The sequence below is a fragment of the Pantoea sp. ABR1s genome, assembly GCF_057812235.1.
In genome coordinates this window covers 363118-377074 of the sequence record NZ_CM173823.1, presented here as the reverse complement: position 1 = coordinate 377074, position 13957 = coordinate 363118, and the positions used below count along the sequence as shown (strand labels likewise).

Genomic DNA, 13957 nt, shown 5'->3' with positions numbered 1-13957 from the left:
CATAATCCTGTCTAACGACGCGTGACTTTACGCGTATCCACCAGCGCCATCGCCAGTCCGACCACCAGACCGGCGACGTGCGCCGCGTTGGCAATAGCCAGACCAAAGACGCCAAACCAGCCAATCACCAGCCAGACCAGCGCAAAACCGATCAATCCCCGTTCAAGATAGACGCCGCTGTCGGGATCGCGCTCCCCGCGCAGCCAGCAGTAACCCATCAGGGCATAGACCACGCCCGACAGGCCACCAAACCAGATGCCGCTGAACTTCGCCTGCAGCCAGCCGCTGAGCAGAGCCGAAATCAGCAGGATGACAAAGAGTTTGCCGCTGCCAAGTCGCTTCTCAACCGCGCCGCCCAGATACCACCACCACATCAGATTAAACAGAATGTGCAGCAGTGAAAAGTGCAGCAGCGCATGGCTGAACCAGCGCCAGACCTGAAGATGCTGATCGGCATCCGGCCAGGAGAGCCAGGCCATCACGGTACGATCGCCCATGACCTGCATCAGAATAAATACTGCGATACAGAGCACCATCAGCGTCATGGTCAGCGGACCGGCACGCTCACGGATATTCGCCCAGATATTGCTGCGCTCATAGCGCAGGCCACTGTCAGTTTTTCCGCTATGCCAGCTGGCGGCCTGATAACGCGGATGGTTAGGGTCGTGCAAAAACTGCTGAAGTTCGTTTTCGACCAGTGAAATCTTGCTCTCATCATCCAGCATGATGACGTAGTGATTTTCATGCTCAATACGCAGCGTGATGCCCCGCGTCGCCATGTAGTCAACAAAGGCCTGCGCCATGCGGGGCTGATTAAATTGAGTAATGCGCATCAGTAACTCTCCATGTGACGAGCGGCAATCTATTCGCTGCCGAGGGCAACCTGCTGAGGAAAGGCAGCACGCCAGGCATCAAAGCCGCCATCAATGCTGTACGCCGCGCTGAAGCCCTGTCCCAGCAGATATTGTGCCGCGCTTTTGCTGCTGTTGCCGTGATAGCACATCACCAGCACCGGCAGGCTGTGATCGGCGCCGCTGACAAAATCGCTGAGGTTGCTGTTGGTCAGATGCAACGCACCGGCCGCATGACCCAGGGCATAACTTTGCGGATCGCGGATATCTACCAGCAGCGCACCCTGCGCCAGACGCGCCTGCGCCTGCTGCACATCAATACATTCGAACATTTCCATGGGATCTCTCATAACAGCGTCACAATAGCGCGTAGTGTAACCCGAGAATCGACGCCGATAACCTGACAATCGTTACGGCTATCGGTTTTTTTGGTGGGCAGAATGTTAGCTATATCACGCAAAAATGTTTTTACCTGGTTAAAAGCTGGCGTCAATGTTGGTTTGCGATTATGATTATGCTCGAAAACGAACATTAGTGAACTATTCCGAACATCGGAGGAGATGACGTGGAAACCAAAGACCTGATCGTGATCGGCGGCGGCATCAACGGTGCCGGCATTGCAGCAGATGCTGCAGGACGCGGACTGTCGGTGTTAATGCTGGAGGCGCGGGATCTGGCTTGCGCGACCTCCTCTGCCAGTTCAAAACTGATTCACGGCGGCTTGCGCTACCTTGAACATTACGAATTCCGTCTGGTCAGTGAAGCACTGGCCGAGCGTGAAGTGCTGCTGAAAATGGCTCCGCATCTGGCGTTCCCGATGCGCTTCCGTCTGCCGCACCGTCCGCATCTGCGTCCGGCGTGGATGATTCGCACCGGCCTGTTTATGTATGACCATCTTGGCAAGCGTACCAGTCTACCAGGCAGTAAAAGTTTGCGATTTGGCACGGATTCGGCCCTGAAGCCGGAAATTACGCGCGGATTCGAATATTCTGACTGCTGGGTCGATGATGCCCGCATGGTGGTACTGAACGCACAGGAAGTCGTGAAGCGTGGCGGCGAAGTCCGTACCCGCACCCGCGTGACCCGTGCCTGGCGTGAAGGCGGCCTGTGGAAGGTCGAAGCGGAAGATGTCGACAGCGGTAAAACCTTTACCTGGCAGGCGAAAGGCCTGGTCAATGCTGCCGGCCCGTGGGTCAAACAGCTGTTCGACGACAGCCTGAAGCTGAAATCACCTTACGGTATTCGCCTGATCAAGGGCAGCCACATCGTGGTGCCACGCGTCCATACCGAAAAGCAGGCTTACATTCTGCAGAACGAAGATAACCGCATCGTGTTTGTCATCCCGTGGATGGATGAGTTCTCTATCATCGGTACCACCGACGTCGAGTACAAAGGCGATCCGAAAAACGTCAATATTGATGACAGCGAGACCGACTATCTGCTGAAAGTGTTCAACGGACACTTTAAAAAGCAGCTGACCGCTGACGATATCGTCTGGTCCTATTCCGGTGTCCGTCCGCTGTGTGATGACGAATCCGATTCGCCACAGGCGATAACCCGTGATTACACCCTGGATGTGCGCGACGATAATGGTCAGGCTCCGCTGCTGTCGGTGTTTGGCGGCAAGCTGACCACCTACCGTAAGCTGGCAGAACATGCGCTGGAGAAACTGGCGAAGTACTACCCGAACGCGGGCCCGGCATGGACGAAGAACTGCGTGTTGCCAGGCGGAAATATCTCCGGCACCCGTGAAGATTATGCGGCCAGCCTGCGTCGTCGCTATCCGTTTATCAGTGAAAATATGGCGCGCCACTTCTCGCGCACCTACGGCAGCAGCACTGAAACCCTGCTGGCTGGCGCGAAAAGCCTGGACGATCTGGGCGAGAACTTCGGTCACGAGTTTTACGAAGCAGAATTACGCTACCTGGTGCAGCATGAGTGGGTTCGTGAGCTGGATGATGCTATCTGGCGTCGTACCAAACAGGGCATGTGGCTGACCAAAGAGCAGCAGGCGCGAGTCACCGAGTGGCTGGCAGCGAAAGCTAAACCCGCCCTGTCGCTGGCATCATAAACGGACAGTAACTAACTAAAGAATCAGAAAGCAGGCTTCGGCCTGCTTTTTTTATGTCTGCGATAGCGGGTCGGTGAATCCGGGTGCTGATCCAACAGGTTGCGCTTTTCAGCGTGCAGCAGAGTTTATTTTTGTACGACGAACTTTTTATTAAAAATGCCAGGCTCAAACCATTTTTTATACAGAAATCCGTTTATGCGATCACATTTTTGGTCAGCGCCTAAACTCAACTCTTTCTGCTTCGCATATCAAAACGTTCACATCCTATTGTTACTGTAAATATAACGTTCAGGCTTTTTGCTTAATTGAACGACGTCATCAGAAAGCACAAACTTTCCTCAGTAAAAACGAAACAACCGTTATTTTAATCAGGAGGTTGAAATGAACACAGGCCAAACGCCTGCCCGGGAATGGAACACGCGCCGCAGTGAAAAAGCGCGTCGTCTGGCATCCTTCCCTGTTGATGGCAAAGTCATTCCTACTGAAAGAGCTGTAGAAGCATTTGAAAAACTGATTGCACCGGGCGACCGGGTGGTACTGGAAGGGAATAACCAGAAGCAGGCCGATTTTTTATCACGTACCCTGGCTGAGGTTAATCCGGCGATAGTACACGACCTGCATATGATTATGCCGAGCGTGGGTCGCAGTGAGCATCTGGATATTTTCGAAAAAGGCATTGCGCGTAAACTCGACTTCTCTTTTTCCGGTCCGCAAAGTCTGCGTATTTCTCAGTTGTTAGAAGATGGTCAGCTGGAAATAGGCGCAATCCACACCTATATCGAACTCTATTCCCGCCTTTATGTCGATCTGAGTCCAAACGTCGCGCTGATTGCCGGTTATAAAGCTGACCGCAAAGGCAACCTTTACACCGGCCCGAGTACTGAAGATACGCCTGCCCTGGTGGAAGCCGCCGCGTTCCGTGACGGTATCGTGATTGCCCAGGTAAATGAGCTGGTCGATGACGAGACCGACCTGCCCCGCGTCGATATTCCTGGCTCCTGGATCGATTACATCGTCGTAGCCGATAAACCTTTCTTTATCGAACCGCTGTTTACCCGCGATCCGCGCCTGATTAAGCAGGAACATATCCTGATGGCGATGATGGCGATTAAAGGCATTTACGCCGAACATCAGGTGCAGTCACTTAACCACGGTATCGGTTTTAACACCGCCGCGATCGAACTGCTGCTGCCTACCTACGGCGAACAACTCGGCCTGAAAGGCAAAATCTGTAAGCACTGGACCCTTAACCCGCATCCGACGCTGATCCCGGCGATTGAGAGCGGCTGGGTTGAAAGCGTGCATTGCTTCGGTGGCGAACTGGGCATGGAAGAGTACATTCGCGCCCGTCCCGATATCTTCTTCACCGGCAGCGACGGCTCTATGCGCTCTAACCGCGCCTTCTGTCAGCTGGCAGGTCAGTATGCGGTGGATATGTTTATCGGTGCCACCCTGCAGGTCGATGGCCTGGCAAACTCCTCAACCGTGACCCGCGGTCGCCTTTCCGGGTTCGGCGGTGCGCCTAACATGGGCCACGATCCGCACGGCCGACGCCATGCCACGCCTGCATGGCTCAATATGATCACCGAACCGGATCCGATGCAGCGCGGTAAAAAACTGGTGGTTCAGATGGTGGAAACCTTCCAGGCCGGTGCCAAACCGACCTTTGTTGAAACGCTAGATGCCGTTGAAGTGGCGAAATCGACCGGTATGCCGCTGGCACCGGTGATGATTTATGGCGATGACGTCACCCATGTGCTGACCGAAGAGGGTATTGCCTATCTTTATCGCGCGGAAAGCCTTGAAGAGCGCCGTGCGATGGTCGCTGCGGTAGCCGGTATCACCGATATCGGCCTTGGCGTCGATGCGGCGCGCGTGGCGGCCCTGCGTAAAAGCGGCAAAGTGGTCTATCCGGAAGATATGGGCATTCGTCGTTCAGATGCGACCCGCTCACTGCTCGCCGCCAGCAGCGTCTCTGACCTGGTGGAATGGTCGGGTGGTCTTTATAACCCACCGGCAAAATTCCGGAGCTGGTAATGAAACTTCTGTCGCAGACTCAAACCGAGGCGCAGGCCAGCCAGCTGGCGACGATTGCGCGCGATTGTCTGACCGATGAAGCGCGGCTAAGCCCCAAGCCGGGTCTGGTAGACAGTCGGGGGAACGGCGCGCATCAGGATCTGACGCTGGCGCTGATGGAGCGTTCCGCTCACAGCCTTGTGCCGACCTTTCTGGCGCTGGCCCGTCACAGCTGGCTGCGCCCTGCTGATATTGCCCTGCGTGAAACGGTGGGTCGGCTGGGCCGTGACGGTGAACAGCAGATGATGGCGGCAACCGGCGGCGTCAACACCCATCGGGGTGCGATCTGGGCGCTGGGACTGCTGGTCAGTGCTGCAGCCATGCACGGTGGCGCGGCCAGTGCCGACCAGCTGACCCGCACCGCAGCCGCGCTGGCCAGCCTGCCCGACCGCGCCGCGCCAAAACTGTTCAGCAAAGGGTTAAAAGCGACGCATCGCTATCAGGTGCCCGGCGCACGCGAAGAGGCGCAGCAGGCGTTTCCTCACGTGATGAAGCTGGCGCTGCCGCAGCTGCTGACAAGTCGTGCAACGGGTGCCAGTGAAAGTGAAGCCCGTCTTGATGCGCTGATGGCGATCATGACCTCGCTCAGCGATACCTGCGTGCTGTCACGGGCCGGTATGACCGGACTGAAAGCGATGCAGCAAGGAGCACGCGCCGTGCTGCTGTCTGGCGGCTGTCGCACAGCAGGCGGCCAGAAGGCGCTGGCGCAGCTCGATCAGCGCATGCTGTCGCTCAACGCTTCGCCTGGCGGGGCCGCCGATTTGCTGGCCGCGACGCTGTTCATTGATCGGGTCTGTTCACCTGAACATTCTTATTTCTAGAGGCCATTATGGAACACATCACATTATCTTTACCTGCTAACCGCTCACTCAGCGGTAAAGCTCTGGCAGGGGTCGTTGGTTCCGGTGATATGGAAGTGCTGTACACCGCAACTGAAGGACAAACGCTTAGCATTGATATCACCACCTCACTGGATAACAGCGACGCCCGCTGGAAGGCGCTGTTTGACCGCCTGAATTTAACCAACGGTCTGCCTGCCGGAAAGCTGATTATTCACGATTTCGGCGCGACACCCGGCGTGGCGCGTATCCGTATTGAACAGGTTTTTGAGGAGGTGAGCCATGCGTAACGATGCCAGTTTTATTGAATTACGCGCCCGTGAGCGCGCCCGTGCACTGCTGGACGACGGCAGCTATCGCGAACTGCTGGATCCTTTCGAAGGCATCATGTCGCCGTGGCTGGCCCCGCAGGGTGTGGTGCCGCAGTCAGATGACGGCATGGTGGTGGCACGCGGCACGCTGAACGGTCAGCCTGCGGTCGTTATCGCCATTGAAGGCACCTTCCAGGGTGGCAGCATGGGCGAAGTCTCCGGTGCCAAAATGGCGGCGGCGCTGGAACTGGCAGCCGAAGACAACCGCAATGGAATACCCACTCAGGCGGTGCTCTGCCTGGAAACCGGCGGCGTGCGTTTACAGGAAGCAAATCTGGGGCTGGCGGCGATTGCCGATATTCATGCCGCAATTGTCGACCTGCGTCGCTATACCCCGGTTATCGGCATTATTGCCGGTACCGTCGGCTGCTTTGGCGGGATGTCCATCGCCGCTGCGCTGTGCAGCTACCTGATTGTGACGCGTGAAGCGCGCCTGGGGCTGAACGGTCCGCAGGTGATTGAGCAGGAAGCGGGCATTGAAGAGTATGACTCGCGCGATCGCCCATTTATCTGGAGCATGACCGGCGGTGAAATCCGCTACGCCAGCGGCCTGGTCGATGCGCTGGTCGGTGATGGCGTCAATGCGGTTAAAAGTGCGATGAATGACTGCATCGCCAAAGGCGTTCCGGCGCAGCACCGCAGCGATAAATATGCCGATTTCCTGCCACGTCTGACGCAGTTCGACACCCGTCAGCAGGCGGACACGGCGCAGATTAAACAGCTTTTCGCCCGGGAGGATAAATAATGACCCAGACAAACAGCCGCGGTGCAACCTGGCTGGAAAAACTTGCACCTGATGCGCAGCGCCTCAGCGGCCTGTGCGCCTCTGTCCAGGTGGCGGACGGCCAGCTCAATGGCGAAAGCGTGCGCTTTATCGCCGTGGTGCCCGATGCACAAAACCACTATCCGCGTGCCGCGCAGGGCGAAGTCGGCCTGCTGGAAGGCTGGACGCTGGCGAAAGTGGTGAATGAAACGCTGGAAGAGGACAAGAACAGCGACGTAAAACGCCCGATTGTGGCGGTGATCGACGTACCGAGTCAGGCCTATGGCCGCCGCGAAGAGGCGTTCGGTATTCATCAGGCGCTGGCCGGGGCTGCAGGCGCTTATGCCAAAGCACGCCTTGCGGGTCATCCGGTGATTGGGCTGATTGTTGGCAAAGCGATGTCTGGTGCCTTCCTGGCGCACGGTTATCAGGCCAACCGCCTGATTGCGCTCAACGATCAGGGTGTGCTGGTGCACGCGATGGGTAAAGAGTCCGCCGCGCGTATCACGCTGCGTTCGGTGGAGGCGCTGGAGAAACTGGCGGCGACCATTCCGCCGATGGCCTATGACGTGAATAACTTCGCCACGCTGGGTCTGCTCTCCGATCTGCTGAACGTGGCCAATCCCGATGCGCCTTCTGACGCCGATGTGGCGATGGTCGAGATCGCCTTGCAGAAAGCCATTAGCGATGCGCGTCAGGATCCGAGCCTGAAAAACCGGCTGGGCGCATCCAATCGCCACAGCTCCTCCCTGGTTCGCGAGCGGATGCGCGCAACCTGGTAATTAAATAAAAAAATAAACCTGCCGAAATCGGTCTGACGGGGCGCATTGCTAAGTGCGCCCCGGGGCAGTGGCCGTGTTCAGAATTATAAACATCGCTGTTAACAGAAAATTCTTTCTTAAATACAGGTGATTTATGATTTATATAATTGTTCATGCCCTTGCTCCGATTTTTGTCATCATGCTTCTGGGTTTCTGGGCCGGTAAGGCCGGAATGGTCAACAACAAAGACGTCTCTCTGCTGAATATTTTCGTCATGGATTTTGCGCTGCCCGCCGCGCTGTTCAGTGCCACGGTACAAACGCCCTGGCCGGGCATCGTGGCGCAATGGCCGCTGATTGTGATTATTACCGGCGCAATGTGGATTACCTATGGAGCTGTCTATTTCGCGGCTACAAAAGTTTTCAAAAAGTCACCGCAGGATGCGGCTGTGCTGACACTGACTGTGGCGCTGCCAAATTACGCCGCGCTGGGCCTGCCCATTCTGGCCAGCGTACTGGGTGAAAATGGCGCCACCTCGCTCTCGGTAGCGGTCTCCATCGCCTGTGGTTCAGTGCTGCTTACACCGCTTTGCCTGCTGATTCTGGAACGTGAAAAAGCGTTTGCCGACGGCACCGAACACGGTTCAACCCTGACCATGCTGCCGATTCTGATGTGGCGTTCAGTGAAAAAACCGATCGTACTGGGACCGTTGATTGGCGTGGTGTTATCAGCGCTGGGCGTTAAAATGCCTGATCTGGTGCTGGCTGCCATCAAACCGCTGGGTCTGGCTGCTACCGCCGCTGCACTCTTCCTGACCGGTGTCATCCTGTCGGCACGCAAACTGAAACTCAACGCGGTGGTGGGCGTCGGCACGGTAACTAAACTGCTGATTCAGCCCTTTATCGCCTGGGGTCTGGTACTTGCATTGGGTCTCAGCGGTCCGGTGGCAATTACCGCCATTCTGATGATTGCGCTCTCCGCCGGTTTCTTCGGGGTGGTGTTTGGCAACCGCTTTGGCGTGCAGTCGCCGGATGCAGAGGCTGTGCTGCTGCTCAGCTCTATTCTCTGTATTTTGTCATTACCGCTGTTCATTACGCTGACATCAGGAATGTAATATGAGCTCTGTACCGCGCCCCCACGATCTGCTCTGGCTGCGAGACGGCAACGCCTTAGCCGCCATCAGTGAGAGCTGGGTCAGTCAGTTCTGGCATCCCGGCCTTCCGGTCGTGGTGCGGCGCGACAGAAGCGAAACCGGGCTGATACCGGTGGGTGTGCGCGGCGAGCGCCGCGAACAGCGCGCCGCCGGATGGGTCAATGCAGCGGACATCGTTCGCGTTGTCACACCGGAGATGCTGGCGGCGCGTGCGCAGTTGCTTGCCTCGCCGTTCACCGCTTATGCGCCGGTCGGCGCGGCGATTGCCCTCAGTGAGCACGACTGGCCGTGGCGCTGGGGCATTACCGGCAGTACCGGTTACGCACTGGCAACTCAGCAACCCACGCTGCATGCCGCCAGCGATCTTGATTTAGTTATTCGCGCGCCAGAGCCGCTGGCGCGCGATGCGCTGCAACGCTGGCAGGCGCAAACCGACACGCTGGCCTGTCGGGTCGATACGCAGATAGAAACGCCGTCCGGCGCGTTTGCCCTCAGCGAATGGCTGCGTGAAGGCCGCGCGCTGGTTAAAACCGTTACCGGGCCGATACTGACCGCTTCACCCTGGAGCAGGGAGCTACAATGAAAATACTCTTTACCTTTCCCGGCCAGGGCACTCAGCGTGCCGGGATGTTACAGCACCTTCCCGACGGCGACGCCCTGTTAAACAGCGTGCGTGCAGTTCTGGGCGACGAGACTGACCAGCTCGACAGTGCCGATGCACTGCGCCACACGCGCGCCGTGCAGCTCAGTCTGCTGATTTGCGGTGTCGCCTGGGCGCGCGAGCTGATTCGCCGTGGGGTGAAACCCGATATCGTCAGCGGTCTGTCGATTGGCGCGTTTCCTGCTGCGGTGATTTCCGGCGCGCTGGATTTCAGTGATGCTCTGCGGCTGGTGGCGCTGCGCGGCGATCTGATGGAGCAGGCTTATCCGGAGGGATATGGCCTGACCGCCATCACCGGCCTGACGCTGAGTCGTCTGGAGAAACTGCTGCCCGGCAGCAACACCTATATCGCCAACCTGAATGCGGAAACGCAGATTGTGATTGCTGGCCGCGACGAGGATATGGCGGTAGTCGCGCAGAAAGCGCTGGATGCCGGTGCCAGCAAAGCGATTAAACTCGCGGTGAGCGTGCCGTCGCACTGCGCGCTGCTGGATAAGCCCGCCGCAGAACTGGCGCGCGCATTCGGGTCCGTCAGCCTTTCCCGTCCCCATTGCGCTTACCTCAGCGGTTCAACCGGACGCGTGATTTGGGAGCCGGAGAAGATTGCCGACGATCTTGCCTTTAATATGGCGCGTACGGTGCAGTGGAATGATGCGATGGTTTCAGCCAATCAGCGCGATGCCCGACTGGCGATTGAGATGCCGCCTGGCAATGTGCTGACCGGCCTGACGCTTCAGGCGGGCTGGCAGGGCGACGCGATTTGTCTGGAGCGCAACAGCGTTGAGGTTGCACTCCATCTGGTTAAACGGCTGAGTCAGTAAGGCTGCGGGCGTACATCCGCCCTTCTGCCGCCAGTGCCAGCAGGTCATTATCCCGTTCGCGGCGATGTGAGTAGACAATCGAGATCTGCTGACGCATCTGGTAAGGCTCAGCGAGCGTCAGCAGCTGAATGTTGTTTTCATACACCTTCTTCATCCGTCCCGGGATCAGTGCCAGGCCGACGCCCGCCTGCACCAGGCTTATCATCGAGAAGATGTCATTCACCTGGGTGACCATGCGCGGTTCAAATCCGGCTATCTGGAACGCCTCCTGCGAACCGGCATAGGTGGCAAACCCTTCAGCCAGCGAGACAAAATCACGGTCGGCATAATCACGCAGATCCACCGGACCGGCTCCGTCCCGCGTCTCCCCGGCCGGTGTGGCCAGAAAGATCCTGTCTTCAAACAGCGGAATCACATCAAAATGCGCGTCGCTGAGTTCGCCGTCATCGGTGGCGATCAGAATCGCATCCAGCGCGTCATCTTCCAGCATATTCAGCAGCATTTGATTGGAACCCATGGTCAGATCGAGCTCCAGCGTGGGCCGACGCAGCTTCATGCCCATGATCAGCCGGGGAATGGTCTCCAGCGTCAGGGAGTAGAGCGTGCCAAGTCGCAGACGCCCTCCGCCGATGCCTGCGACTTTGCGCGCCTCTTCAATGCCTTTGCCCATCAGGGTGGTCACATCGCGACAGTAGTCCAGCAGCGTCCAGGCGGCAGGCAGCGGCACCAGGTTGCGGCCCTTGTGGATAAACAGCGGGCAGTCGATGCCCTCTTCCAGCGTATGCAGTGCGCGATGCACGCTGACGCTGCTCAGCGCCAGCGCTTCCGCCGTACGGGCGATATTGCCCTTGCTCATAAACATCATGAAGACGCTGAGTTTACGGAAGGTAATTTCCTGGTTGATGTTGTCACTCATTGCTGCTGTTGCCTGTAGGGTCATTTTGCTTTCCCGCATAGTAGCGATTCTCAGCCAGGGTGTAATGATCTGGCTCGCACAAGAGGCACTTACGGAGGCAGAGGCGATAAGAGGCTGAACCTTCTGAAAAAGGAGCGGGATAGACGGTGAGCAAAGAGAGCAAAGGAGAGTGCGGCCGATCCCTCGGCCGCAAAGAAAGTCAGAAACCTTACTGCACGCGCCTTACAACCTTACTGGCGAGATATTCCAGATCTCATCAGCGTACTCCTGAATCGTACGGTCCGACGAGAAGTAGCCCATTCCGGCGATGTTTTTAGCCGCGCGGCGTTGCCACTCATCCGGTTTACGGTAGAGCGCATCCACTTTATCCTGGGTATCCACATAGCTGCGATAATCCGCCAGCAACTGGTAGTGATCGCCGAAGTTGACCAGTGAATCGAACAGATTGCGGTAGCGGCCCGGATCCTGCGGACTGAACAGACCGGAAGCAATCTGAGTCAGCACCTGATGCAGCTCTTCATCCTTTTCATAATAGTCACGCGGGTTATAGCCCCCTTTACGCAGGGCTTCGACCTGCGGCGTGGTATTACCGAAAATGAAGATGTTCTCTTCACCGACGTGATCCAGCATTTCAACGTTGGCCCCATCCAGCGTACCGATGGTCAGCGCGCCATTCAGCGCAAACTTCATATTACTGGTGCCGGACGCCTCTGTCCCTGCGGTAGAGATCTGCTCAGAGAGATCGGCCGCCGGAATAATGATCTGCGCCAGGCTCACGCTGTAGTTCGGGATGAAGACCACCTTCAGTTTGTTCTTCACCTGCGGATCGTTGTTGATCACATTGGCGACATCGTTGATCAGATGAATGATGTGCTTGGCAACGTAATAGGCCGACGCCGCTTTACCGGCAAAAATATTGACGCGTGGCACCCAATCCGCCTGCGGATCGGCCTTGATACGGTTGTATCGGGTGATCACATGCAGCACGTTGAGCAACTGGCGTTTGTACTCGTGAATGCGCTTGATCTGCACATCAAACAGCGCGTTCGGGTCGAGCACCACGTCCAGATTCTTCGCCACCCAGTCGGCCAGCCGACGCTTGTTCTGATACTTGGCGACCGCCACTTTTTCAATAAACGCCGGATAGTCGATCTGCGCCTTCAACTCGCCCAGCTGGCTGAGATCGGTGCGCCAGTTGCGGCCAATCTCCTCATCCAGCACCTCTGACAGCGCCGGGTTCGCCAGCGCCAGCCAGCGGCGCGGAGTGACGCCATTGGTTTTGTTACAGAAGCGACCAGGGAACAGGCGGGAGAAATCGGCAAACAGCGACTGTACCATCAGGTTGGAGTGCAGCTCCGAAACACCGTTTACTTTGTGGCTGACCACCACCGCCAGCCAGCCCATGCGTATCCGGCGGCCATCGTTTTCGTCGATGATCGAAATGCGCGACAGCAGATCCAGGTCATCGGGATAGTGATCCTGAATGGTCTTAAGGAAGAAGTCGTTAATTTCAAAAATAATGCTGAGGTGACGCGGCAGGATCTTGCCGATCATATCAACCGGCCAGGTTTCCAGCGCTTCGGTCATCAGCGTATGGTTGGTGTAGGAGAAGACCTGACAGCAGACGTCAAAAGCGTTGTCCCAGCTGAATTTATGATCGTCGATCAGCAGACGCATCAGTTCGGGGATCGCCAGCACCGGATGGGTATCATTCAGGTGAATAGCGATTTTATCCGCCAGGTTGTCCCAGGTCTGATGCATCCGCCAGTGACGATTCAGAATGTCCTGCACCGTCGCGGAGACCAGGAAATATTCCTGACGCAGGCGCAGCTCGCGGCCTGAGTAGGTCGAGTCATCCGGATAGAGCACGCGCGACACGTTCTCGGAGTGGTTTTTATCTTCCACCGCCGCAAAGTAGTCGCCCTGGTTGAACTTGCCGAGGTTGATTTCGTTGCTGGCCTGCGCGCCCCACAGCCGTAAGGTATTGGTAGCGTCGGTGTCAAAGCCCGGAATGATCTGGTCATAGGCCATCGCCAGGATCTCTTCGGTCTCCAGCCAGCGCACTTTCGCGCCTTCGTGCTGGACGCGGCCACCAAAGCGCACTTTGTAACGGGTATTGAAACGCTGGAATTCCCACGGATTACCATATTCAAGCCAGTAATCCGGCGACTCTTTCTGCTCACCTTCCACAATGTTCTGTTTGAACATGCCGTAATCATACCGGATGCCATAGCCACGGCCCGGCATGCCCAGCGTCGCCAGCGAGTCGAGGAAACAGGCCGCCAGGCGACCCAGACCACCGTTGCCCAGCCCCGGATCGTTTTCTTCTTCCATCAGCTCGGCCAGATCCAGTCCCATCTCATCCAGCGCCTGGTTGAGATCGTCATAAATCCCCATCGCCAGCAGCGCATTGCCCAGCGTGCGGCCCATCAGGAACTCCATCGACAGGTAATAGACCTGCCGGACATCCTGAGAAAGCTGAGCACGGCTGGAACGCAGCCAGCGCTCCACCATCCGGTCGCGCACCGCCAGCAGCGAGGCGTTAAGCCACTCATGCTTATTGGCGATAGAGGGATCTTTGCCGATGGTAAACATCAATTTATAGGCAATCGAATGCTTTAAGGCATCAACCGTCAACGTTGGTGAGGCGTAAGTGAAAGGTGCATTCATATCC

General features: G+C 57.2%; 13 protein-coding genes. 9 read left to right on the top strand and 4 right to left on the bottom strand.

Annotation, left to right across the window (positions count from 1 at the left end):
* Positions 1-11 precede the first annotated feature (11 nt).
* Together glpG and glpE are read right to left on the bottom strand one after the other, a co-directional pair.
* Entirely contained in the window at positions 12-833 is an 822-nt protein-coding gene (gene glpG / locus ACXKZD_RS01740) for a rhomboid family intramembrane serine protease GlpG (protein WP_033773027.1), read from the bottom strand.
* A 29-nt stretch (positions 834-862) separates the two neighbouring features.
* On the bottom strand, positions 863-1189 hold the full coding sequence (glpE, locus tag ACXKZD_RS01735; RefSeq protein WP_488981830.1) for a thiosulfate sulfurtransferase GlpE: 327 nt from the start codon (positions 1187-1189) through the stop codon (positions 863-865).
* A 227-nt stretch (positions 1190-1416) separates the two neighbouring features.
* Between glpE and glpD the strand changes: the two genes are divergently transcribed.
* From glpD to mdcH, 9 genes are all read left to right on the top strand, one after another.
* The gene (gene glpD / locus ACXKZD_RS01730; RefSeq protein WP_010253210.1) at positions 1417-2922 is read left to right on the top strand and encodes a glycerol-3-phosphate dehydrogenase; all 1506 of its coding nucleotides are present in this window, start codon (positions 1417-1419) and stop codon (positions 2920-2922) included.
* A 381-nt stretch (positions 2923-3303) separates the two neighbouring features.
* Complete coding sequence (mdcA, locus tag ACXKZD_RS01725) at positions 3304-4959, top strand: malonate decarboxylase subunit alpha (RefSeq protein ID WP_010253213.1); 1656 nt, start codon at positions 3304-3306, stop codon at positions 4957-4959.
* Positions 4959-5819 (top strand): triphosphoribosyl-dephospho-CoA synthase, encoded by an 861-nt coding sequence (locus ACXKZD_RS01720; RefSeq protein WP_022624028.1) that lies wholly within the window; start codon positions 4959-4961, stop codon positions 5817-5819. The genes mdcA and ACXKZD_RS01720 overlap by 1 nt, the downstream gene beginning before the upstream one ends.
* 8 nt (positions 5820-5827) lie before the next feature.
* Positions 5828-6127, top strand: a complete 300-nt coding sequence (gene mdcC / locus ACXKZD_RS01715; RefSeq protein ID WP_010253220.1) for a malonate decarboxylase acyl carrier protein — start codon at positions 5828-5830, stop codon at positions 6125-6127.
* Positions 6120-6953 (top strand): biotin-independent malonate decarboxylase subunit beta, encoded by an 834-nt coding sequence (locus tag ACXKZD_RS01710; protein ID WP_031592682.1) that lies wholly within the window; start codon positions 6120-6122, stop codon positions 6951-6953. Before mdcC ends, ACXKZD_RS01710 begins: the two co-directional genes overlap by 8 nt.
* Positions 6953-7753 (top strand): biotin-independent malonate decarboxylase subunit gamma, encoded by an 801-nt coding sequence (mdcE, locus tag ACXKZD_RS01705; protein WP_129063169.1) that lies wholly within the window; start codon positions 6953-6955, stop codon positions 7751-7753. Before ACXKZD_RS01710 ends, mdcE begins: the two co-directional genes overlap by 1 nt.
* 133 nt (positions 7754-7886) lie before the next feature.
* Positions 7887-8846, top strand: coding sequence for an AEC family transporter (locus tag ACXKZD_RS01700; RefSeq protein ID WP_033759031.1), 960 nt, complete (start codon positions 7887-7889; stop codon positions 8844-8846).
* Between the two features lies 1 nt (position 8847).
* Positions 8848-9468: a malonate decarboxylase holo-ACP synthase gene (locus ACXKZD_RS01695; RefSeq protein WP_010671544.1), complete on the top strand. Its 621-nt coding sequence runs from the start codon at positions 8848-8850 to the stop codon at positions 9466-9468.
* Positions 9465-10367 (top strand): malonate decarboxylase subunit epsilon, encoded by a 903-nt coding sequence (gene mdcH / locus ACXKZD_RS01690; protein ID WP_010253234.1) that lies wholly within the window; start codon positions 9465-9467, stop codon positions 10365-10367. Before ACXKZD_RS01695 ends, mdcH begins: the two co-directional genes overlap by 4 nt.
* Here mdcH and ACXKZD_RS01685 read toward each other — a convergent pair.
* Both ACXKZD_RS01685 and glgP read right to left on the bottom strand, forming a co-directional pair.
* Positions 10348-11283, bottom strand: coding sequence for a LysR family transcriptional regulator (locus ACXKZD_RS01685; RefSeq protein WP_010253237.1), 936 nt, complete (start codon positions 11281-11283; stop codon positions 10348-10350). The two genes, mdcH and ACXKZD_RS01685, sit on opposite strands and share 20 nt — an antisense overlap.
* Before the next feature lie 222 nt (positions 11284-11505).
* Positions 11506-13953 (bottom strand): glycogen phosphorylase, encoded by a 2448-nt coding sequence (gene glgP / locus ACXKZD_RS01680; protein ID WP_010253240.1) that lies wholly within the window; start codon positions 13951-13953, stop codon positions 11506-11508.
* Between the last annotated feature and the right edge of the window lie 4 nt (positions 13954-13957).